The 22570-nt window shown below is 64.8% G+C and carries 21 protein-coding genes; 18 read left to right on the top strand and 3 right to left on the bottom strand.

Annotated elements, in window-relative coordinates; translation table 11 throughout:
* Positions 1–258 precede the first annotated feature (258 nt).
* The 5 genes from fahA to ACFOMH_RS14370 are packed head-to-tail and all read left to right on the top strand — an operon-like array spanning position 259 to position 4985.
* Positions 259–1473 carry a fumarylacetoacetase gene (gene fahA / locus ACFOMH_RS14390; RefSeq protein ID WP_377745299.1) on the top strand — a complete coding sequence of 405 codons (1215 nt, stop codon included), beginning with the start codon at positions 259–261 and terminating at the stop codon, positions 1471–1473.
* A gap of 2 nt (positions 1474–1475) precedes the next feature.
* Positions 1476–2162 carry a maleylacetoacetate isomerase gene (gene maiA, locus ACFOMH_RS14385; protein ID WP_377745298.1) on the top strand — a complete coding sequence of 229 codons (687 nt, stop codon included), beginning with the start codon at positions 1476–1478 and terminating at the stop codon, positions 2160–2162.
* A 14-nt stretch (positions 2163–2176) separates the two neighbouring features.
* Positions 2177–3181 carry a TRAP transporter substrate-binding protein gene (locus ACFOMH_RS14380; RefSeq protein ID WP_377745296.1) on the top strand — a complete coding sequence of 335 codons (1005 nt, stop codon included), beginning with the start codon at positions 2177–2179 and terminating at the stop codon, positions 3179–3181.
* The gene (locus tag ACFOMH_RS14375; RefSeq protein ID WP_374426713.1) at positions 3178–3678 is read left to right on the top strand and encodes a TRAP transporter small permease; all 501 of its coding nucleotides are present in this window, start codon (positions 3178–3180) and stop codon (positions 3676–3678) included. Before ACFOMH_RS14380 ends, ACFOMH_RS14375 begins: the two co-directional genes overlap by 4 nt.
* The gene (locus ACFOMH_RS14370; RefSeq protein WP_377745293.1) at positions 3675–4985 is read left to right on the top strand and encodes a TRAP transporter large permease; all 1311 of its coding nucleotides are present in this window, start codon (positions 3675–3677) and stop codon (positions 4983–4985) included. The genes ACFOMH_RS14375 and ACFOMH_RS14370 overlap by 4 nt, the downstream gene beginning before the upstream one ends.
* Here ACFOMH_RS14370 and ACFOMH_RS14365 read toward each other — a convergent pair.
* Positions 4982–5791 carry a FadR/GntR family transcriptional regulator gene (locus ACFOMH_RS14365; protein ID WP_374426719.1) on the bottom strand — a complete coding sequence of 270 codons (810 nt, stop codon included), beginning with the start codon at positions 5789–5791 and terminating at the stop codon, positions 4982–4984. The two genes, ACFOMH_RS14370 and ACFOMH_RS14365, sit on opposite strands and share 4 nt — an antisense overlap.
* A 136-nt stretch (positions 5792–5927) precedes the next feature.
* On the opposite strand from ACFOMH_RS14365, the gene ACFOMH_RS14360 reads away from it, so the two are divergent.
* The 3 genes from ACFOMH_RS14360 to glcF are packed head-to-tail and all read left to right on the top strand — an operon-like array spanning position 5928 to position 9803.
* Positions 5928–7373, top strand: a complete 1446-nt coding sequence (locus ACFOMH_RS14360) for an FAD-linked oxidase C-terminal domain-containing protein (protein WP_377745448.1) — start codon at positions 5928–5930, stop codon at positions 7371–7373.
* On the top strand, positions 7370–8515 hold the full coding sequence (locus tag ACFOMH_RS14355) for an FAD-binding protein (protein WP_377745292.1): 1146 nt from the start codon (positions 7370–7372) through the stop codon (positions 8513–8515). Before ACFOMH_RS14360 ends, ACFOMH_RS14355 begins: the two co-directional genes overlap by 4 nt.
* A gap of 1 nt (position 8516) precedes the next feature.
* Positions 8517–9803, top strand: coding sequence for a glycolate oxidase subunit GlcF (glcF, locus tag ACFOMH_RS14350; protein WP_377745290.1), 1287 nt, complete (start codon positions 8517–8519; stop codon positions 9801–9803).
* Here glcF and epmA read toward each other — a convergent pair.
* Positions 9800–10843, bottom strand: coding sequence for an EF-P lysine aminoacylase EpmA (gene epmA / locus ACFOMH_RS14345; protein ID WP_377745288.1), 1044 nt, complete (start codon positions 10841–10843; stop codon positions 9800–9802). The genes glcF and epmA overlap by 4 nt on opposite strands.
* A gap of 132 nt (positions 10844–10975) precedes the next feature.
* Between epmA and efp the strand changes: the two genes are divergently transcribed.
* The 9 genes from efp (at position 10976) to glpK (ending at position 21097) form a co-directional block, all read left to right on the top strand.
* Positions 10976–11542 carry an elongation factor P gene (efp, locus tag ACFOMH_RS14340; RefSeq protein ID WP_374426730.1) on the top strand — a complete coding sequence of 189 codons (567 nt, stop codon included), beginning with the start codon at positions 10976–10978 and terminating at the stop codon, positions 11540–11542.
* 306 nt (positions 11543–11848) lie between these two features.
* Positions 11849–13423: a glycerol-3-phosphate dehydrogenase gene (gene glpD, locus ACFOMH_RS14335; protein WP_377745446.1), complete on the top strand. Its 1575-nt coding sequence runs from the start codon at positions 11849–11851 to the stop codon at positions 13421–13423.
* Between the two features lie 21 nt (positions 13424–13444).
* Positions 13445–14524: an ABC transporter ATP-binding protein gene (locus ACFOMH_RS14330; RefSeq protein ID WP_374426733.1), complete on the top strand. Its 1080-nt coding sequence runs from the start codon at positions 13445–13447 to the stop codon at positions 14522–14524.
* A 9-nt stretch (positions 14525–14533) separates the two neighbouring features.
* Positions 14534–15619, top strand: coding sequence for an ABC transporter ATP-binding protein (locus ACFOMH_RS14325; RefSeq protein ID WP_377745285.1), 1086 nt, complete (start codon positions 14534–14536; stop codon positions 15617–15619).
* Positions 15619–16506 carry a carbohydrate ABC transporter permease gene (locus tag ACFOMH_RS14320; protein WP_377745283.1) on the top strand — a complete coding sequence of 296 codons (888 nt, stop codon included), beginning with the start codon at positions 15619–15621 and terminating at the stop codon, positions 16504–16506. Before ACFOMH_RS14325 ends, ACFOMH_RS14320 begins: the two co-directional genes overlap by 1 nt.
* The gene (locus ACFOMH_RS14315) at positions 16506–17309 is read left to right on the top strand and encodes a carbohydrate ABC transporter permease (protein WP_374426742.1); all 804 of its coding nucleotides are present in this window, start codon (positions 16506–16508) and stop codon (positions 17307–17309) included. Before ACFOMH_RS14320 ends, ACFOMH_RS14315 begins: the two co-directional genes overlap by 1 nt.
* A gap of 8 nt (positions 17310–17317) precedes the next feature.
* A complete protein-coding gene (locus tag ACFOMH_RS14310) occupies positions 17318–17740 on the top strand; it encodes a DUF2160 domain-containing protein (protein WP_374426744.1) in 423 nt (140 codons plus the stop codon).
* Between the two features lie 85 nt (positions 17741–17825).
* Positions 17826–19547 (top strand): ABC transporter substrate-binding protein, encoded by a 1722-nt coding sequence (locus tag ACFOMH_RS14305; RefSeq protein ID WP_374426747.1) that lies wholly within the window; start codon positions 17826–17828, stop codon positions 19545–19547.
* Positions 19548–19612: 65 nt separating this feature from the next.
* Positions 19613–21097 carry a glycerol kinase GlpK gene (glpK, locus tag ACFOMH_RS14300; protein WP_377745280.1) on the top strand — a complete coding sequence of 495 codons (1485 nt, stop codon included), beginning with the start codon at positions 19613–19615 and terminating at the stop codon, positions 21095–21097.
* Between the two features lie 106 nt (positions 21098–21203).
* Here glpK and hppD read toward each other — a convergent pair whose 3' ends face one another.
* Positions 21204–22316, bottom strand: a complete 1113-nt coding sequence (hppD, locus tag ACFOMH_RS14295; RefSeq protein WP_377745278.1) for a 4-hydroxyphenylpyruvate dioxygenase — start codon at positions 22314–22316, stop codon at positions 21204–21206.
* Between the two features lie 121 nt (positions 22317–22437).
* Between hppD and ACFOMH_RS14290 the strand changes: the two genes are divergently transcribed.
* A partial coding sequence (locus tag ACFOMH_RS14290; protein ID WP_377745444.1) for an Lrp/AsnC family transcriptional regulator occupies positions 22438–22570 on the top strand: 133 nt, incomplete at its 3' end.

The raw sequence follows: 22570 nt of genomic DNA, 5'->3' as shown, positions 1-22570 counted from the left end.
GTCGGGCGCGCGCAATCCGGGCCGTCGCGCGGTTGGCGCGGCCGGATTGGATATTTGAACATGGAAGATATGCAGGCGGGTTTCGCAGGGGTGACGCGGCGATGCGGGCATATGATTTCGTTTCATATGAATCGAATTTTGCGAAATGATAGTTGCAAATGAAACGAAATCGGCCTAGTCAACGAAGCAGGGAATATTGGTCCCGCGCGTTTTCCCGGATGGGGTGGCGGGGCGTCCGAACAGATGAGAGGGGTCGCGATGACGGGTGAACGGCCGTTGCGCAGCTGGGTTCAGGCTGCGAATGAAGCGGGATGCGATTTTCCCATTCAGAACCTGCCCTATGGGGTGTTTTCGGTGGCCGGGGATGCGCCGCGTTGCGGGGTGGCGATCGGGGATATGATCGTCGATCTTGCGGCTTGCGAGGCGCGCGGGCTGATCGAGGCGGGGGGTGCCTTTGGCCAGCCGCAGCTGAACGATTTCATCGCGCAGGGGCGGGCGACATGGAACGCGGTCCGCGACCGGCTGACCGCGTTGCTGGCCGAGGGGGCGGATGAGGATCTGCCCTTGGTCGCGATGGCCGACGCGCGGCTGTATCTGCCGATCCGGGTGACCGAGTTCACCGATTTCTATGCCTCGAAGAACCATGCCTTTAACGTGGGCGTGCTGTTTCGCGGTCCCGAGAATGCGCTGCCGGCGCAATGGACGCATATGCCGATCGGCTATAACGGGCGGGCGTCCTCGGTCGTGGTGTCCGGGACGCCGATCCGGCGGCCGATGGGACAGGTCAAGGGCGAGGCCGGGCCGGAATGGACCGCCTGCCGCCGGCTGGACCTTGAGCTGGAGTTGGGCGCCATCGTCGGTATGGACAGCCAGATGGGCGAGCGCGTCAGCGTCGCCCGTGCCGAAGAGATGATCTTTGGCTATGTGCTGTTGAACGATTGGTCGGCGCGCGACATTCAGGCCTGGGAATATCAGCCGCTGGGGCCGTTCCAGTCCAAGGCGCTTGGCACCACCATCAGCCCGTGGATCGTGACGCAGGCCGCGCTTGAGCCGTTCCGCAGCGCGGGGGCCGAACGGGTCAATCCGCTGCTGCCCTATCTGGCCGAGGACCGGCCGGGTTTTTACGACATGGTGATCGGCTGGACCATGAACGGCCAGCCGATGGGGCGCACGAATTACAATGTCATGTATTATTCCAGCGCCCAGCAGCTGGCCCATCACACGCAATCGGGCTGTCCGATGCGGGTTGGCGATCTTTTGGGGTCGGGAACGATTTCGGGGCCTTCGCCCGATCAGACCGGGGCGCTTTTGGAAATGACGCAGGGCGGCAAGGTGCCGGTCACGGTGAACGGTCAGACACGCAGCTTTATCGAGGATGGCGACGAGATCGGGCTTTACGCCCATGCCGAAGGCGCGGGCTATCGCATCGGGTTCGGCCCCTGCACCGGGCAGATCCTGCCCGCGATGCCGTGACCATGGCGGGGGCTGTGCCCGGCCGGGGCCACGCGACGGGCGCGGTTGTGCTGCATGATTACTGGCGGTCCTCGGCGTCCTATCGGGTGCGGATTGCGCTGGCGCTCAAGGGGATCGGCTATGACCGGGTGGCGGTCGATCTAGTGGCCGGGGCGCAGCGCGGTCCCGCGCATCTGTCGCTGAACCCGCAGGGGCTTGTGCCGGCGCTGGAAATCGATGGGCGGGTGCTGACGCAGTCGCTGGCCATCATCGAATATCTGGACGAGACGCGGCCCGCGCCGCCGCTTTTGCCCCGGGACGAGGGCGCGCGGGCGCATGTGCGGGCCGTGGCGCAGGCCATCGCCTGCGAGATCCATCCGCTGTCGAACCTTGTCGTCTTGAAGCGGGTCGAGGCGCTGGCGGGGCCGGATGCGCGCGGCCAATGGAACCGCGACAATATCGGCGCCGGGCTGGCCGCGGTCGAGGCGATGCTGGACCATCCGGGCTTTGACGGGCGGTTCTGTCATGGCGACACGCCCGGGCTGGCCGATTGCGCGCTGATCCCACAGCTTTACAACGCCACGCGCTGGGGGGTCGGCTTTGACCATCTGTCGCGTATCCGTGCCGTGGCCGCGCATTGTGCGGCGCATCCCGCCTTTGCGGCCGCGCGGCCCGAACTTTACGACCCTTCGCCCAAGGCGAAGACATAACAGGGAGAGAGGAAATGAAATCGCTCAAATTCGCACTGGCCGGCCTGCTTCTGTCCGCCATGCCGGCCATGGCCGAAGAACTGATCATGTCGTCCTGGCTGCCGCCCAAGCACCCGATCGTGGTGAATGCGTTCAAGCCCTGGGCGGAGGCGGTCGAAAAGGCGACCGACGGCCGCGTCACCGTGCGCATCATGGGCAAGCCTCTGGGCAGCCCGCCGGCGCATTTCGACATGGCCCGCGACGGCGTGGCCGACATCACCTATGGCCTGCATTCCTTTACCGAGGATGACCGCTTCAACCGCGCGCGTCTGGGCCAGTTCAGCTTTCTGGGCGATGACGCCATCGCCAATTCGAAAGCCTACTGGAAGATTTACGGCGGCACCCTGAACGCGGCCGAGGAACATAAGGGCACGCATCTTCTGGGCCTGTTCATGCATGGGCCGGGGCTTTTGCACAACAACAAGCGCAAGATCGAGACCGTCGCCGACATGAAGGGGCTCAAGATCCGCGTGCCGGGCGGCTATGTCGCCGATCTGGTCGGCGCGCTGGGGGCGACGCCTTTGTTCATGTCCTCGCCCGAGGTCTATGAGAAGCTGTCGCGCGGGGTCATCGATGGCGTGGCCTTTACCTATGAGGCGATGACCGCCTTCAACCTTGTCGATGACATCAAATATTCGATGACGGTGCCGGGCGGCATCTATAACACCACATGGTTCTTTGTGATCAACGAAGCCAAGTGGAACGCGCTGAGCGACGAGGACCGCGCCGCCATCGAGGCGCTGTCGGGCGAGGCCTTTGCCGAACGCGTCGGACAGGCGTGGAACGATGCCGACAGCGCCGCCAAGGCCGAGATCGGCGACAAGGTCGATTTCTATCAGGCTTCGCCGGAAATCGTCGCCGCGCTCAAGGCCAAGGCGGGCGAGCTGGAACAGAAATGGTCCGACAGCCTGGGCCAAGGCTATGACGGCGCCGCCGCGCTGGCCGAGTTCCGCAAGGAAACCGGGGTCAATCTGGAATGAGCGCGCCGGCACCGGACATGATCCCCGGCCGGGTGCCGCACCGGCAGGCGCGCTGGTATCGCGCGCTTGCCGTGGTCGCGGCGCTGTTGATCGCGTTGATGATCGGCGTCACCTGCATTGACGTTTTCGGCCGCTATCTGCTGAACCGGCCCTTTGGCGGCGCCTATGAGCTGACGCAGATGCTGCTGGCGGCGCTGGTTTTCGTGGCGCTGCCGCTGACCACCGCCGATGGTGGCCATGTCGAGGTCGATCTGGCGCTGCACATGTTTTCGCGGCGGGTGCAGGTGCTGATGGGGCGGCTGGCGGGACTGGTTTCGGCCGCCGCGCTGGCCTATTTCGCCTGGCGGCTGGCGGTGATCGGGCTGGACCAATGGCATGAGGGTACGCGCAGCGCGTCGCTGATGCTGCCGATGGCGCCACTGGCCTTTCTGGCGGCGATCAGCTGCGCGGTGTCGAGCCTGATCCTGATCCTGCCGCGCGACGAGGTGGCGGCATGACCATTTCCCTGATCGCATTCGCCATCCTGCTGGCGATGGTTTTCGTGCGCATTCCGATTGCATTCGCCATGGCAATTGTCGGCGGCGTCGGTTTCGCCATTCTGCGCGGCTGGGCGCCGGCCGGGGCCATGGTCGGCAATGCGGTGTTCGAGACCGGGCTGAACTATTCGCTGTCGGTGGTGCCGCTTTTCATCTTCATGGGCAATGTGCTGGCCGGATCGGGCATCGCGCAGGGGCTGTTTTCCGCCGCCGACCGGGTGTTCGGGCGCATGCGCGGCGGGCTTGCGATGGCGACGGTGCTGTCCTGCGGCGGCTTTTCGGCGGTCTGCGGATCGTCGCTGGCCACCGCCGCCACCATGTCCAAGGTCGCCATGCCCTCGATGCGGCGCTTCGGTTATTCCGACAGCCTTGCGACCGGCTCCATCGCGGCGGGGGGCACGCTGGGCATTCTGATCCCGCCTTCGGTCGTGCTGATCATCTTTGGCCTTTTGACCGAGGCCGATATCGGCAAGCTGTTTCTGGCCGGCATCATCCCGGGCATTGTCGGCATCATCGGCTATCTGGTCGCGGTCATGGTCGCGGTCCGGCTGAAACCGGAACTTGCGCCCAAGGTGGGCGAGGTGATGCCGATGACCCGGCAGGACGCGATCAGCGTCGCGGCCGTTCTGGCGCTGTTTGCGTTCATCATGATCGGCATCTATGGCGGGCTGTTCACCCCGATCGAGGCCGCCGGCATGGGCGCCTTCGCCGCGCTGATCATCGCGGGCCTGACCGGCGGGTTGACGCGGCCGGCGCTGTGGGCGGCGTTTCTGGACAGCGCCACCGCCTCGGCGATGATCTTTGCCATCATCATCGGGGCCGAGATATTCAGCAATTTCGTCACCTTCGCCGGGCTGCCCGACAGCCTGTCGCAGATCGTCGAGGGGTTGGGCCTGTCGGCATGGACGGTGCTTTTGCTGATCGTGCTGATCTATCTTGTGCTGGGCTGCTTTCTGGAAAGCCTGTCGATGATCCTGTTGACGGTGCCGGTGTTCTATCCGGTCATCTCGAACCTGGATTTCGGGCTCGCGGTGCTGGCCGATCCCGACGCGGTGCTGATCTGGTTCGCGATCATCGTCGTGGTGGTGACCGAGATCAGCCTGATCACGCCGCCCATCGGCATGAACGTGTTCGTCCTGCGCTCGGTTCTGCCGGATGTGACGCTGGGCACGATCTTTCGGGGTGTGTTCGTGTTCTGGGTCGCCGATATCTTTCGGCTGGCGCTGATTATCGGGGTGCCGGCGCTGTCCCTGTGGCTGGTGACCTAGGCCCGGGGATCGGTGGCAAGGTGGGGGGTCGGGGCCGTGCGCTGACCCAGCCCGCCGCCGCTGAGCCGGCGCAGCGACTGGCCTAGCTGGGCCTCGGATTCGTGGATTTCGCGCGAGGCGTGGCGGATATAGGCCAGATGCTCATGCGCGGCCGTCTGTGCGGCGGCCGCGTCACGATCCAGAATCGCCTGCGCGATGGCGCGGTGCTGGTCGCGCAGCAATTCGCGGATCGCCGGAATGGTGAACATGCGGCCGCGATTCTGGATCACGTCGCTGCGCAGGATGCCCGAAAGCGCCCGCATCATCTGTAACAGCACAAGGTTGTGGCTGGCCTCATAGATCGCCAGATGCAGGGCGGCGTCGGCCTCGGCCTCTTCGGTGGGGTCGGCGCCGGCATGGGCGGCCTCGATGGCGGCAAGGCAATCCGCGATCATCCGGCGGTCGACATCATTGGCGCGGGTGGCGGCCAGTGCCGCGGCCTGACTTTCCACGACATCGCGAAATTCCAGATAATCGTCGGCCAGTTCCGGCGACCCCGCCAAAAGCGCGATCAGCGGATCGGTGATCGCCGCCGCCCCCAACGCGGCGATGCGGGTGCCGCGCCCGCGCTCGGCCACCACCAGCCCGCGATCCTCAAGCAGCTTGAGCCCGTCGCGCAATGTCGGGCGCGAGACGTTCAGCCGCGCCGCCAGTTCGCGTTCGCCCAGCAGATATTCATCGGGGCGCAAGGCGCCCTCAAGGATCAGCTTCTCGATATGGCTGGCGACGATTTGGGCCGCGCGGCGGGTCATGGGTGTGTCGGTCATGGTCGCGCATCATCCCGCATCGCGCCAGCCCGTGCAACCGTCTGGTAAGCTGATTGTGCCGGTTGACAGCTGTGGTCAAATAATTTTACCACAACCCCAAGCCAGGGACGAGGAGGAGGAGCCGCCCGTGTCCAGCATCGCCATGCCCGCACCCGATCCGCGCATCCTGTCGCGCGCGCCCCAGATCGTCGCCGCCCTGCGCGCGGTGCTGCCCGGGGATGCGGTGATTTCCGACCCCGAGGAAACCCGCGCCTATGAATGCGACGCGCTGACCGCCTATCGCTGTGCGCCGCTTGCGGTCGTCCTGCCGCGCAGCACGGCCGAGGTCGCGGCCGCGATGCGCGTCTGTCACGAATTGGGGGTGCCGGTGGTGCCGCGCGGCGCGGGCACATCGCTGGCCGGGGGCGCGCTGCCCACCGCCGACAGCGTGGTCATCGGCACCATGCGGCTGCGCGACATGCTGGAAATCGACACCGAAAACCGGTTCATCCGCGTCCAGACCGGCGTCACCAACCTGTCGGTCAGCGCCGAGCTGGAACCTTTGGGGTTCTTTTACGCGCCGGATCCCTCGTCGCAGCTTGCCTGCACCATCGCGGGGAATATCGCGATGAATTCCGGCGGCGCGCATTGTCTGAAATACGGCGTCACCACCAACAACCTGATGGGTGCCACGGTCGTTCTGACCACGGGCGAGGTGATCGAACTGGGCGGCCCGGAAATGGGCGCGGCGGGGCTGGACCTGCTGGGCCTTTTCTGCGGCTCGGAAGGCCAGCTTGGCATTGTGACCGAGGCCATCCTGCGCATCCTGCCCCGCCCCGAGGGCGCGCGCCCGGTGCTGATCGGCTTCAACGATGCCGAGGTGGCGGGGGAATGCGTGGCGCGCATCATCCGCTCGGGCGTGCTGCCGGTCGCCATCGAATATATGGACGAGCCCTGTCTGCGCGCGGTCGAGGCCTTTGCCCATGCCGGCTATCCCAAATGCGCCGCCGTGCTGGTTGTCGAGGTCGAGGGATCGCCCGAGGAAATCGCCTTTCAGCTGGGCCGTATCCGTGAGATCGCCGATGCGCTGGACCCGGTCGAGTTCCGCGAAAGCCGCAATGCCGACGAGGCGGCGGCGATCTGGAAGGGGCGCAAATCGGCATTCGGCGCCATGGGGCGTCTGGGCGACTACATCTGTCTCGATGGCACCGTGCCGGTGGGCAAGCTGCCCTATACGCTTAAGATGATCGGCGAGTTGTCGCGCCAGCACGGGCTTGAGGTCGCGAATGTCTTTCATGCCGGCGACGGGAATATGCATCCGCTGATCCTGTTCAACGCCAACACGCCCGGCGATCTGGAACGGGCCGAGGCCTTTGGCGCCGACATCCTGCGGCTTTGCGTCGAGGTCGGCGGCTGTCTGACCGGCGAGCATGGGGTGGGCATCGAAAAGCGCGATCTGATGAGCACGCAATACGCCCCCGACGATCTGGCGATCCAGATGCAGGTCAAGGATGTGTTCGACCCGCAATGGCTGTTGAATCCGGCCAAGGTGTTCCCGCTGGCCGCAAGCCGGCCCCATCGCGAAAGGGCCGCCGCGGAATGAGCGTTGATGCCGAAACCAGCCTTGCCCCCGCATCCCTGACCCCCGCGACCGAGGCCGAACTGGCCGAGCTGGTCGCCGATCACCGCCGAAGCGGCGCGCCCCTGCGCATCGCGGGCGGCGGCACGCGGGTCGACACCGCGCATCTGCCCGGCGATACGCTTGGCATGTCGCGCCTTGCGGGCGTGGTGACCTATGCGCCCGGCGAGATGACCCTGATCGCCCGCGCCGGCACCCCGCTTGAGGATATCACCGCGCTTTTGGCCACCGAGGGTCAGGCGCTTGCGTTCGAGCCGCCGGACATGCGCGGCGCTTTGGGCACGCGCGGGCGCCCGACCATCGGCGGCGTGGTGGCCGCGAATGCCTCGGGGCCGCGCCGGCTTTTGGCCGGGGCTTGCCGCGACCATCTGCTGGGCTTGCGGTTTGTCGACGGGCAGGGGCGCGTCATCAAGAATGGCGGCCGGGTGATGAAGAATGTCACCGGCCTTGATCTGGGCAAGCTGCTGGCGGGGGCGCATGGCACGCTGGGCGTGGTCACCGAGGTGGCGCTGAAAACGCTGCCGCTTTTGCCCGAGCGGCTGACGCTGGCCATCCGCAACCTGACGGCGCCCGAGGCGGTGGCCCTGTTTTCGGCGACGCTCGCCACACCCTATGAGGTTTCGGGCGCGGCCTTTCGCAATGACACTGCATGGCTGCGGATCGAGGCGCTGGACCCCCGACAGCTGAGCTATCGCCGCGACCGGCTGCTGACGCTGATGCCGGGGCGGATCGTGGAACAGCTGGACGGCGCGGCCTCGGCCCGGTTGTGGCAGGATCTGCGCGACGTGACCCATTTCGCGGGTGGCGAGGCGCCCCTGTGGCGGGTGCTGGTCAAGCCGACCGATGCCCCGCGCGTTTCCGCCGCGCTTGAGGCGATGGGCGGGGCCTGTTCGCTGGATTGGGGTGGCGGGCTGATCTGGTATTCCGGGCCGGGCGAGGTCGCGGCGATCCGCGCCATCGCACCCCATGCCACGCTGATCCGGCGCGGCGGGTTGACCGGTCCGGCATTCCCGCCCGCGCCGGCCCCGGTCGCCGCGCTGTCGCAGGGGCTGCGGCGGCAATTCGACCCCGCCGGCATCCTGAACCCCGGTCTGATGGAGGGCTGAGATGCAGACGAATTTCACCCCCGCCCAATTGGCCGATCCCGGCACCGCGCGCGCCAATGAAATCCTGCGGTCCTGTGTGCATTGCGGGTTCTGTACCGCGACCTGTCCGACCTACAAGGTGCTGGGCGACGAATTGGACAGCCCGCGCGGGCGAATCTATCTGATCAAGGACATGCTGGAAAACAGCAAGGTGCCGGATGCGAAAACCGTCCAGCATATCGACCGCTGTCTGTCCTGCCTAAGCTGCATGACCACCTGTCCCTCGGGGGTGCATTACATGCATCTGGTCGATCACGCGCGGGAATATATCGAAACCCATTACCGCCGCCCGTGGCACGACCGGGCGCTGCGCTGGATGCTGGCGCGGATCCTGCCCTATCCGGGGCGGTTCCGGCTTGCGCTGGCGGGGGCGAAGCTGGCGCGGCCGTTCCGGCGCATGCTGCCCGATCCGCGCCTGCGGGCGATGCTGGACATGGCGCCCCAGGACATCCCGCCGCCCAGCCTGAACGACCGGCCACAGGTCTTTGCCGCGACCGGCACGCGCCGCAAGCGGGTGGCGCTTTTGATTGGCTGTGCGCAGCGGGCGCTGAACACCGATATCAACGACGCCACCATCCGCCTGTTGCGCCGCCATGGCTGCGAGGTGGTGATCCCCAAGGGCATGGGCTGTTGTGGCGCGCTGACCCATCACATGGGGCGCACGGATGAAAGCCACGCCTCGGCCGCCGCCAATATCCGCGCGCTGATGGCCGAGATCCGGGCCGGCGGCCTTGATGCGGTGGTGATCAACACCTCGGGCTGCGGCACCACGGTCAAGGATTACGGCAATATGTTCGCGGGCGGCCCCCTGGCCGATGACGCGGCGCAGGTGGCGGCGCTTGCGCGCGATATCACCGAGGTGATGGCCGATCTGGGCCTTGATGGCGCGACCCATGCCGAGCCGCTGCGCGTGGCCTATCATTCCGCCTGTTCGCTGCAACATGGCCAACAGGTCCGGGCCGCGCCCAAGGACCTGCTGGCCGCCGCCGGCTTTACCGTGCTGGAGCCAAAGGACAGCCATATCTGCTGTGGTTCGGCCGGGACCTATAACCTGATGCAGCCCGAAATCTCGGGTCAGCTGAAACAGCGCAAGGTCGAAACGCTTGAGGCGCTGACCCCGCAGGTGATCAGCGCCGGCAATATCGGCTGCATGATGCAGATCGGGTCGGGGACGGGCGTGCCGGTGGTGCATACCGCCGAACTTTTGGACTGGGCGACCGGCGGGCCGCGTCCGCGCGCGCTGGCCTAGGGCGCGACCGGGGTCCAGATCACCTCGTCAAGACGCGGCGCGCCGGTGGCGAGCATGACCAGCCGGTCGAACCCCAGCGCGCAGCCCGAGGCCGGCGGCATGCTTGCCAGCGCGGCCAGAAAATCCTCGTCCAGCGGATAGCGTTCGCCGTAAACGCGGGATTTTTCGTCCATTTCCATCAGGAAACGGCGGCGCTGTTCGGTCGGGTCGGTCAATTCGCCAAAGCCGTTGGCAAGCTCGACCCCACAAGCATAAAGCTCGAACCGCTCGGCCTCGCGCGGGTCGGCGGCGGGACGCGCCAGCGCCGCCTCGGCCGCCGGATAACGGTCAAGGATCAGCGGCCGGCCATGGCCCAGATGCGGCTCGACCTTTTCCACCAGAATGCGCGACAGCATGTCCGACCAGCCGTCATCCGCGCCCAGCCGGATCCCCCGCGCCACCGCCTGCGCGCGCAGGGCCTCCGCGTCGGTTTCCGCGCCGTCGCAGGTCGCAAGCAGGTCGATCCCGGCAAATTCCGCAAAGGCCTCGGCCACCGTCACCACCTCGGGCGTGGCAGAGGGGTCGCAGGTAATGCCCCGGAATTGCAGCCGTTCGGCCCCCGCCGCCTCGGCGGCAAGACCAAGAAAGGCGGCGCAATCCTCGAAGAGCTGGCGATAGTCTTCGCCCGCGCGATACCATTCCAGCATGGTGAATTCGGGGCTGTGCAGCGGCCCGCGTTCGCGATTGCGCCAGACATGGGACAGCGAAAATATCCGCGCCTCGCCCGCCGCCAACAGCTTTTTCATCGCGAATTCCGGGCTGGTATGCAGATACATCGCCCGGGGCACACCGTCATTGCCGATCTGGCGGGTTTCGAACCCGTGAAGATGCGCCTCGTTTCCCGGGCTGACGGCCAGCGCGGCGGGGTCGATTTCCAGGAAATCCCGCGCCCCCAACCAGTCGCGGATCGCCGCCTGGATGCGGTTGCGCGCCAAAAGCAGGGGCCGGCGCCCGGCATGACGGTCGCGGTCCCACCACGGGGTTTCGCCTGTTCTTGCCATGATCCGTCCCCGAAACTGCCCATATCGCTTGCGTCTGGCGCTGTGGCGCGAAACGCGCTATGGGACGCCATCTCTGCCGGCCCTCTGGATAGCCGGCCCCCCGGTATTTGAAAAGCAGACAAGGGAACCGCCTTGAAAGTCATCGCCTCCAGCCTTCGCAAAGGCAATGTCGTCGAAATCGACGGCAAGCTTCATGTCGTCCTGACGGCGACGAACTTCCACCCCGGCAAGGGCACGCCGACGACGCAGGTCGATCTGCGCCGCATCGCCGACGGCAACAAGGTCTCGGAACGCTGGAAGACCACCGAACAGGTCGAGCGTGCCCATGTCGACGAACGCGAATACGATTTCCTTTACGAGGATGGCGAAGGCTTCCACTTCATGGAGCCGGAAAGCTATGAGCAGGTCGTGGTTTCGCCCGACGTGATCGGCGACGACAAGGTGTTTCTGGAGGACGGGATCCGCGTGTTCCTGCAAGTGCATAACGGTGTCGTCATCGCCATCGAACTGCCGCAGCGCGTCACCGTCGAAATCGCCGAGACCGAGCCGGTCGTCAAAGGCCAGACCGCGTCCTCGAGCTATAAGCCGGCGATGGCCCATAACGGCGTGCGCATCATGGTCCCGCCCCATATCGGCGTCGGCACCAAGGTCGTGATCAACACGGCCGACCTGACCTATGTGGAACGCGCCAAGGGCTAAGGCCCGTCCGCCCGGCCATCCGGGCAGGGAATGAACAATGGGGGCGGTGTCGCAATCGGCGGCACCGCCCCTTTTCCATGGCGCGGAGGGGTCCGAAACCGCGTGAAACCGCGCATTTTGTCGGGCTTTCCCCACGATTTTGCGCCGCATCGCAGAAATTTTCCGCGCAATCCGCATGATTATTTTCGTTTCCGTTACGAAACGGTCAAAAACGAATATTCCCGCTTGACCGAATCCGGGCAAACGCTACACCTGAGCGTGGAAATGCGCACACCAACAGCGAGGGAGGGGCGCGGCGTGTCAGTCATGGAACGGCCGGCGGTCGATCTTTTCATCATCGGTGGCGGCATCAATGGCTGCGGCATCGCGCGTGACGCCACCGGGCGCGGCCTTACGGTCACGCTGGCCGAGATGGGCGATCTGGCACAGGGGACCTCATCGGCCTCGACCAAGCTGTTTCACGGCGGGCTGCGCTATCTGGAATATTTCGAATTCCGGCTGGTCCGCGAGGCGCTTGAGGAACGCGAAACCCTGTTGAGCGCGATGCCCCATATCAGCTGGCCGATGCGCTTTGTGCTGCCCTATTCGCCGGATATGCGCTTTGAAAGCGACACCCCCACCTCGCGCCTTCTGGGGATGGTCATGCCCTGGATGAAGGGGCGGCGGCCGGCCTGGCTGATCCGGCTGGGGCTGTTTCTTTACGACCATCTGGGCGGGCGCAAGATCCTGCCGGGGACGGCGCGGCTTGACCTTGCCCGCGACCCGCTGGGCCGACCGCTGAAGCCCGGCTTCGGGCTGGGCTGGGAATATTCCGATTGCTGGGTCCAGGATTCGCGGCTGGTGGTGCTGAATGCCCGCGACGCCGAGGCGCGCGGCGCCACCATCATGACCCGCACCCGCGTCAGCCATGCCGAGCGTCAGGGCGATCTGTGGCGGATCACCACCGAGGGCGAGGGCGGCACGCAGATCCATCATGCCCGCGCGCTGGTCAATGCCGGCGGGCCATGGGTCGAGGACGTGATACGCAATGTCGCGCATATCCCCTCGACCGAGGGGGTGCGGCTGGTGCGCGGCAGCCATATCGTGGTGCCGAAACTTTACGACCACGATCGTTGCTATTTCTTTCAGGGGACCGACGGGCGGATCATCTTTGCCATTCCCTATGAACAGGATTTCACCCTGATCGGGACCACCGACATGGACCACAGGGGTGCGCCGGGCGAGGCCCGCTGTACCGACGAGGAACGCGATTACCTTTGCGCATTCGCGAGCCAGTATTTCAAAACGCCGGTGACGCCCGATCAGGTGGTCTGGACCTATTCCGGGGTGCGGCCCCTTTACAATGACGGCGCCAAATCGGCGACGGCGGCGACGCGGGACTATGTGCTCAGCCTCAACGATCAGGGGGCGCCGCTGCTGAATGTGTTCGGCGGCAAGATCACCACCTATCGCCGGCTGGCGGAAAGCGCGCTGACAAAGCTTGCGCCATTCTTTCCGCAGGCCTCGGGCAACTGGACGGCGGGGGTGCCGCTTCCGGGCGGGGATTTCCCGGTCGACGGGGTCGACGCGCTGATCGCGCGGCTGGGCGCGGCCTATCCGTTCCTCAGCCCGCGCGATGCGCGCCGGCTGGTGCGGACCTATGGCACCGACGCGTTCCTTGTGCTGGGCGATGCGAAAAGCCTGGCCGATCTGGGCCACGATTTCGGGGCCGGTCTGACCGAGGCCGAGCTGCGTTGGCTGACCGACAAGGAATTCGCACGCAGCGGCGATGACATCCTGTGGCGCCGCACCAAGCTGGGGCTGCACATGAATGATGAACAGGCCCGCGAACTGGATCGGTTCGTGGCCCGCATGCCCGCCGTCGGCGCGGCGGCGCAGTAGCAAGGATCAAGGGGGAAGGGCATGCTGGAATTGCAGGGCGTGTCGCGCGTGGTCGGGGGCAGGGTGCACATATACCCGACCAGCCTGACCTTGCAGAAGGGCACGATGAACGTGCTGCTGGGCCCGACGCTGTCGGGCAAGACCAGCCTGATGCGGCTGATGGCGGGGCTGGACCAGCCGTCGGCCGGGCGCATCCTGTGGAACGGTCAGGACGTGACCGGCCAGCGGGTTCAGGACCGGGGCGTCGCCATGGTCTATCAACAGTTCATCAACTATCCGGGCCTGTCGGTTTACGAAAACATCGCGTCGCCGCTGCGCATTCTGGGCCGGCCCGCCGATGAAATCGACCGCCGCGTCCGCGAAACCGCCGAGATGATGCGCCTGACCCCCATGCTGACCCGCAAGCCGCTTGAGCTGTCGGGTGGCCAGCAACAGCGCTGCGCGCTGGCGCGGGCGCTGGTCAAGGGCGCGGGGCTGGTTCTTCTCGACGAGCCGCTGGCCAATCTTGACTATAAGCTGCGCGAGGAGTTGCGCGTCGAGATCCCTCGCATCTTCGAGGCCTCGGGCGCGATCTTTGTCTATGCCACCACCGAACCCGAAGAGGCGCTGCTTCTGGGCGGGAATACCGCGACCCTGTGGCAGGGGCGCGTGACCCAGTTCGGGCCGACGCCCCGCGTCTATCGCCAGCCGCAGGACGCCACCACCGCCCGCGTCTTTTCGGATCCGCCGATGAATTTCGTCACCGCGCAGAAGCGGGGCGGACAGGTCACCCTGGGCGAAAGCCCGGCGCCGGTCGCGGGCTTTGCCGATCTGCCCGATGGCACCTATCAGGCCGGGTTCCGGGCCAATCACCTGCATCTGCATCGCCACAGCGACCGGGCCATCGGCTTTGACTGCAAGCTGGCGGTGACGGAAATCACCGGCTCGGAAACCTTTATCCACGCCCATCACGGCGCCGACCGCTGGGTCGGGCTGGTCGAGGGGGTTCACGACCTGACGCCGGGGCAGGATCTGACCGTCTGGCTGGATCCGGCGCATGTCTATCTGTTCCGCGAGGATGGCCAGCTTGCCGCCGCCGCGCCCTATGCGAACGCGGCCTGAGGGGGGATCATGGCTCAGATCACGCTGAAAAAGCTGGCCCACAGCTATCTGCCCGATCCGCAATCCGAACGCGATTACGCGCTGAAGGAAATGGATCACGTCTGGCAGGATGGCGGGGCCTATGCGCTGCTGGGATCCTCCGGCTGTGGCAAGACCACGCTGCTGAACATCATTTCAGGGCTGTTGCGGCCCAGCCATGGCCGGGTGCTGTTTGGCGACCGCGATGTGACGGATGCGCCGACGGCGGCGCGCAATATCGCGCAGGTGTTCCAGTTCCCGGTCGTCTACGACACCATGTCGGTGCGCGACAATCTGGCATTCCCGCTGCGCAACCGGGGCATGGATCCCGCCTATATCAAGGCCCGCGTCGATCAGATCGCGGCGATGATCGGCATGGAATCCATGCTGTCGCGCAAGGCGCAGGGGCTGACCGCCGATGCCAAGCAAAAGATCAGCCTTGGCCGCGGCATGGTCCGCGAGGATGTGAACGCGATCCTGTTCGACGAGCCGCTGACCGTCATCGACCCGCATATGAAATGGGAACTCCGCACCCAGCTGAAACAGCTGCACCGCCAGTTCGGCCATACGATGATCTATGTCACCCATGACCAGACCGAGGCGCTGACCTTCGCCGACAAGGTGGTGGTGATGTATGACGGCCGCGTCGTCCAGATGGGCACGCCCGAAGAGCTGTTCGAGGCCCCCGCCCATACATTCGTGGGCTATTTCATCGGCTCGCCGGGCATGAACTTCCTGCCCGCCACGGTCCAGGGCGACCGCGCCACGCTGGCCGGAGGCGAGGTGGTTGGCCTGGGCGCGGAATATGCCCCGCCCACGGGTCAGGTCCAGATCGGCATCCGCCCCGAACACGCGATGCTGACGGCGACCGGCGGCCTGCCTTTCAATATCCGCCGCGTCGAGGATGTCGGCCGCCACCGGCTGGTGCGCGGCGAGGTGCTGGGCCATGCGCTCAATGTCGTCGTCCCCGAGGGGATGCCGGTCGAGGGGCTGCCCCGCGTCGCCTTCGCGCCCGACAGGATCAACGTCTATGCCGATGACTGGCGCGTCGCGCCGGCGCGTGAAAGGGCCGCGTGATGGAAAAGACCTGGAACAACAAGGCATGGTTTCTTGTGCTGCCGGTGCTGGTGGTCGTGGCCTTTTCGGCCGTGATCCCGCTGATGACGGTGGTGAACTATGCCTTCAACGACACCTTCGGAAATAACGAATTCTTCTGGGCCGGTCTGGAATGGTTCGACGAGATGGTCCATTCCGAACGCCTGCACGAGGCTTTGGGCCGTCAGGCGCTGTTTTCGGCCATCATTCTGGCCATCGAGGTGCCGCTTGGCATTTTCGTCGCGCTGAACATGCCGAAAAAGGGCTTCTGGTCCAGTGTGGTGCTTGTGCTGATGGCGCTGCCCTTGCTGATCCCGTTCAACGTGGTCGGCACGATCTGGCAGATCTTTGGCCGCGTCGATATCGGTCTTTTGGGTCACACGCTTGAGGCGCTGGGGATCGATTACAACTATACAAACGATCCGCTGGATGCCTGGATCACGGTCGTGGTCATGGATGTCTGGCACTGGACCAGTCTTGTCGCGCTGCTTTGCTATGCGGGTCTGCAATCTATCCCGCAGGCCTATTATCAGGCGGCCAAGATTGATCAGGCCAGCCGCTGGGCCGTCTTTCGCTATATCGAGCTGCCCAAGATGCAGGGGGTGCTTCTGATCGCGGTGCTCTTGCGCTTTATGGACAGCTTCATGATCTATACCGAGCCTTTCGTCGTCACCGGCGGCGGTCCCGGCAACTCGACCACGTTCCTGTCCATCGACCTTGTGAAGATGGCGGTGGGACAGTTCGACCTTGGCCCTGCGGCCGCCTTTTCGCTGATGTATTTCCTTGTGATCATGCTGGTCAGCTGGGTGTTCTACACCGTGATGACCGATATGGACCGGGCCGCATCCGACATCCCGGAGGAACTGTGATGCGCATCAAGTCCCAAGCCGTCGTGATGGTGCTGTATCTTCTGTTCCTGATGCTGCCGATCTATTGGCTGCTGAACATGAGCCTTAAGACCAATGCCGAAATCACCGGCACGTTCAGCCTGTTCCCCCGGAACCTGACGTTTCAGAACTATCGCACCATCCTGACCGATCCCAGCTGGTATATGGGGTATGTCAACTCGATCATCTATGTGGTGCTGAATACGGTGATCTCGATCCTTGTCGCCCTGCCGGCGGCCTATGCGTTCTCGCGCTATAACTTCATGGGCGACAAGCATCTGTTCTTTTGGCTGCTGACCAACCGGATGGCGCCGCCGGCGGTCTTTGCGCTGCCCTTCTTTCAGCTTTATTCCTCGATCGGGCTGTTTGATACGCATATCGCGGTGGCGCTGGCGCATTGCCTCTTCAACGTGCCGCTGGCCGTGTGGATCCTCGAAGGGTTCATGCGCGGCGTGCCCAAGGAAATCGACGAGACCGCCTATATCGACGGCTATAGCTTTGGCCGGTTCTTCGTGCGGATTTTCATGCCGCTGATCGCGTCGGGGATCGGGGTCGCGGCCTTTTTCTGCTTCATGTTCTCATGGGTGGAACTCTTGCTGAGCCGCACCCTGACATCGGTGAACGCCAAACCCATCGCCGCGACGATGACCCGCACGGTTTCGGCCTCGGGCATGGACTGGGGCGTGCTGGCGGCGGCGGGCGTGCTGACCATCGTGCCGGGCGCCTTGGTCATCTGGTTTGTCCGCAACTATATCGCCAAGGGCTTTGCCCTGGGCCGCGTGTGAGGTTTCCCATGGCTGACACCGCAACCCCCGCCCGCCGCACCAACTGGCCCGCGATCTATGTCGCTGCCGCGCTTGTCCTTGGTGCGGCGCTGGGTTTCCTGATCTGGGCCACGCCGGTTCTTGATGGCGAAAAGCAATGGTTCGACCCGATGATCCCCGGCGGCTGGATGGCCTGGACATTCCCGGTCGCGCTGTTCTTCTGGACCATCGCCAGCCTGCTGGTCCTGTTCACCATTCTTGCCATCCGTTTCCCCGAGACCCCGCGCAAGGGCATCCTGCGGATCGAAACGACGCGCGGGGACCGGCTTTTCATTTCGCTGCTTGGCTCGGCCTTTATCTGTCTGGGCTGGCTGTTTTTCGCCGGGCCGCCGCTATGGTGGGCCTTGGCGCTGTGTCTGGTCTATGCCGCGGCGGTGTTCCGCTGGGTCTGACCGGACCTTGTAAATCCCGCCCAAGGGCAGCGTTGATTGCCCGGGGCACCAGAACGCAACGTCTCGCATTCCAAGGGAGGAAAACATGAGACTGACGACCAGAACCGCCATGGCGCTTGCGCTGATGGTGACGGGCACCTCGCCCGCCTGGGCCGATATGGAGGCCGCCAAGAAATTCCTGGACGCCGAGATCGGCGATCTGTCGACGCTGTCGCGCGCCGATCAGGAAAAGGAAATGCAGTGGTTCGTCGATGCGGCGAAGCCCCTGGCCGGGATGGAAATCAAGGTGGTGTCGGAAACCATCACCACCCATGAATACGAATCCAAGGTGCTGGCCCCGGCCTTTACCGCCATCACGGGCATCAAGGTCACCCATGACCTGATCGGCGAAGGCGATGTCGTCGAAAAGCTGCAAACCCAGATGCAGACCGGCGAGAACATCTATGACGGCTATGTCAACGACTCGGATCTGATCGGCACCCATTGGCGCTATCAGCAGGCGCGCGACCTGACCAAGTGGATGGCCGAAGAGGGCAAGGATTTCACCAATCCCGGCCTGGATCTGCCGGACTTTCTGGGGCTGAAATTCACCACCGCGCCCGATGGCGATCTGTATCAGCTGCCGGACCAGCAATTCGCGAACCTCTATTGGTTCCGCTATGACTGGTTCAACGATCAAAAGACCAAGGACGATTTCAAGGCCAAGTATGGCTATGATCTGGGCGTGCCGGTGAACTGGTCGGCCTATGAGGACATCGCCGAATTCTTTACCGGCCGCGACATGTCCTATATCGAGGGCGGCCCCACCAAAGCCTGGGGCAACATGGATTACGGCAAAAAGGACCCCAGCCTTGGCTGGCGGTATACCGACGCCTGGATGTCCATGGCCGGCATGGGCGACAAGGGCGAACCCAACGGCCTGCCGGTCGACGAATGGGGTATCCGCGTCGATGAAAACAGCCGTCCGGTGGGGTCCTGCGTGGCGCGCGGCGGTGCGACCAACGACGCGGCGGCGGTCTATGCCGTGACCAAGGCGATCGAGTGGTTGCAGAAATACACCCCGCCGGAAGCCCAGGGCATGACCTTTGGCGAGGCCGGCCCGGTCCCGGCGCGTGGCGATATCGCGCAACAGATGTTCTGGTACACCGCCTTTACCGCCGACATGGTCAAGGAGGGCACCCCGGTCGTGAACGCGGACGGCACGCCCAAATGGCGCATGGCGCCCAGCCCGCATGGCGCCTATTGGACCGAAGGCACCAAGATCGGCTATCAGGACGTCGGCAGCTGGACGTTGATGAAATCGACGCCCGTGGACCGCGCACAGGCCGCATGGCTTTATGCGCAGTTCGTGACCTCGAAGACGGTCGATGTGAAGAAATCGCATGTCGGGCTGACCTTCATCCGGGAATCGACGATTCAGGACAAGTCCTTTACCGAACGCGCGCCCAAGCTGGGCGGTCTGGTCGAATTCTATCGCTCGCCCGCGCGCGTGCAGTGGTCGCCGACCGGCACCAATATCCCCGATTACCCCAAGCTGGCCCAGCTTTGGTGGCAGAATATCGGCGATGCGCTGTCGGGCGCCAAGACCCCGCAAGAGGCGCTGGACGCGCTTTGCGCCGAGCAGGAAAAGGTCCTTGCCCGGCTTGAACGCTCCAAGGTGCAGGGCGATCTGGGTCCCAAGCTGAACGAGGAAAAGGATCCGCAGGAATGGCTGGACGCGACCGGCGCGCCGGTCGCCAAGCTGGAAAACGAAAAGCCGCAGGGCGAAACCGTTTCTTATGACGAGCTGATCAAGTCCTGGCAGTAAGCTGCCAATCGGGGGGCGGGGCGAGGTCCCGCCCCCTTTTCCATTCCGGGACAAAGGAGACCGCCTTGAAACATATTCTTGCCATAGATCAGGGCACGACCTCGTCCCGCGCCATTCTGTTTGACGAAAACCTTGCGCCCGTCGCCTCGGCACAAGAGGAATTTCCCCAGCATTTCCCGGCCTCGGGCTGGGTGGAACACGATCCTTCGGATCTGTGGACGACGGTGGCCGCCACCGCCCGCGCCGCCATCGAAAAGCTGGGGCAGGGGGCCGGCGGCATTGCCGCCATCGGCATCACCAATCAGCGCGAAACCGTGGTGCTGTGGGACCGCGCCACCGGCCGCGCGCTGCACCGCGCCATCGTCTGGCAGGACCGCCGCACCGCCGAGCTGTGCGAGACATTGAAGGCCCAGGGGCATGAGCCGATGATTTCGGCCCGGACCGGCCTGCTGCTGGACCCGTATTTTTCGGGGACCAAGCTGAAATGGCTTTTGGACAATGTCGAGGGCGCCCGCGCCCGCGCCGAGGCCGGCGAGCTGGCCTTTGGCACGGTGGATTCGTGGCTGATCTGGAACCTGACCGGGGGCAAGGTGCATGCGACCGACGCCACCAATGCCGCGCGCACGCTGCTTTACAATATCGCCGAAAACCGCTGGGACGCCGATATCTGTGCGCTGCTGGACATTCCCATGCAGCTTTTGCCCGAGGTGCGCGACTGTGCCGATGATTACGGGGTGACGCGCGCCGATCTGTTCGGCCATGAAATCCCGATCCTTGGCGTCGCGGGCGATCAGCAGGCGGCGACCGTGGGACAGGCCTGTTTTCAACCCGGCATGATGAAATCGACCTATGGCACCGGCTGTTTCGCGCTGTTGAATACCGGCGATCAGATGGTGCCGTCGAAAAACCGGCTTTTGACCACGATCGCCTATCGGCTGGACGGGCAGACCACTTATGCGCTGGAAGGGTCGATCTTTATCGCCGGGGCGGTGGTGCAATGGCTGCGCGACGGGCTCAAGATCATCCGCCACGCCACCGAGACCCAGCCCTTGGCCGAGGCCGCCGATCCGACGCAAGAGCTGATCCTTGTGCCGGCCTTCACCGGCCTTGGCGCGCCTTATTGGCGGCCCGACAGCCGGGGCGCGGTCTTTGGGCTGACGCGCAATTCCGGCCCGGCCGAATTTGCCCGCGCGGCGCTGGAAAGCGTGGGCTTTCAGACCCGCGACCTGCTTGAGGCGATGCGCGCGGATTGGGCGACCTCGGGCGACGGGGTGCTGCGCGTCGATGGCGGCATGGTGGCCAGCGACTGGACCATGCAGTTTCTGTCCGACATTCTGGGCGCCCCGGTCGACCGGCCGGTGGTCACCGAAACCACCGCCCTTGGCGCCGCCTATCTGGCCGGGATGCACGCGGGCATCTGCCCCCCGCCCGAGGATTTCGCCCGCGAATGGGCGCTTGAGCGGCGGTTCGAGCCGGCGATGGACGAGCCGACGCGCGCCGCCCGCTATGGGCGCTGGAAACGCGCGGTCGCGGCCACCATGCAGGCCTGATCCGTTCGGTATTCGACCCGGCCGCACGGTTTTTGGAAACCCGTTCGGGCGGCCGGGTCGCACGGGCCACTGGCACGGCGCGCGGCAGGGCGCAAGGGACCAGCCCTCAGGCGGCGGGTTTGGGCTGCAACACCCCCCGACGCAGCTGATCCTCTTCGATCGACTCGAACAGGGCGCGGAAGTTGCCCTCGCCAAAGCCATCATCGCCCTTGCGCTGGATGAACTCGAAAAAGATCGGTCCAATCACGGTTTTCGAGAAAATCTGTAGCAGGATCCGGGTTTCCCCCCCGCCGACGACCCCCTCGCCATCGATCAGGATGCCGTGTTTCTTCATCTGGTCGATGGGTTCGGCATGGCCGGTCACGCGGTCATGCGACATCTCGTAATAGGTTTCGGGCGGGCCGGGCATGAAGCGCATGCCCGCCGTGGCGATGCGGTCGGTCCCGGCATAGATATCCTCGGTCCCGATGGCGATGTGCTGGATCCCCTCGCCCTTGTAGCGGCGCAGATATTCCTCGATCTGGCTGTGATCGTCGGTGGATTCGTTGATCGGGATGCGGATCTTGCCATCGGGCGAGGTCAGCGCCCGGCTCACCAGCCCGGTCATCTTGCCCTGAATGTCGAAAAAGCGGATTTCGCGGAATTTGAACGTGTCGTGATAGAACTTGTACCAGGTGTCCATATTGCCGCGAATGACGTTATGGGTCAGGTGGTCGAGGTAATAGAAACCAAAGCCCTGCGGGCGCGGATCGACCTCGTCCAGCCAGTCGTAATCGGCGGCATAGGCGCTGCCGGTATCGCCATAGCGGTCGATGAAATACAAAAGCGAGCCGCCGATCCCGATCACCGCCGGCGCGTCGATCGACTTGCCCGGCCCGGTATATTCCGTCGCCCCCAGATCCAGCGCGCGGCGCAAGGCCACCTGCGCGTCGACGACGCGCCAGGCCATGGCCGGCGCACAGGGGCCGTGTTCGGCCACGAACGCGCTAGCATGGCTGCCCGGTTCGGCGTTCAGCAGATAGTTGATGTCGCCTTGCCGATACAGCGTGATCGCCTTGTTGCGGTGGCGGGCGACGGGGACAAAGCCCATCTGGCGAAAGATGGCGTCCAGCTTTTCGGGTTCGGGATGGGCGAATTCGACGAATTCGAACCCATCCGTGCCGGCGGGGTTCTCGGCGCTGATCCGGGCCTTGGGGGCATCATGCGGAAAAGGTCCCAACGATGTTTCCTCCTGTCGGGGCGGTTTTTCCAAACATGGCAGGAAATTCCCGCATGAAGGTTGCAATCTGCGGCATGGTGACGCAGGTTTGTGCATGATTGATGCATGAAATGGCGATATAATGCGCGAAACAGGCATGGACGGGTATGACCTTGCGATTCTTGATGCGTTGCAGCATGATGGATCGCTGACCAATGCCGCCTTGGGCGAGCGGGTGCATCTTTCGGCCTCGCAATGTTCGCGCAGGCGGGCGG

It is taken from the genome of Paracoccus mangrovi, assembly GCF_042648425.1.
Classification (GTDB): Bacteria; Pseudomonadota; Alphaproteobacteria; order Rhodobacterales; family Rhodobacteraceae; genus Paracoccus; species Paracoccus mangrovi.
The sequence above is the reverse complement of the archived record's forward strand: the minus strand, read 5'-3'. Positions and strand labels throughout refer to the sequence as shown.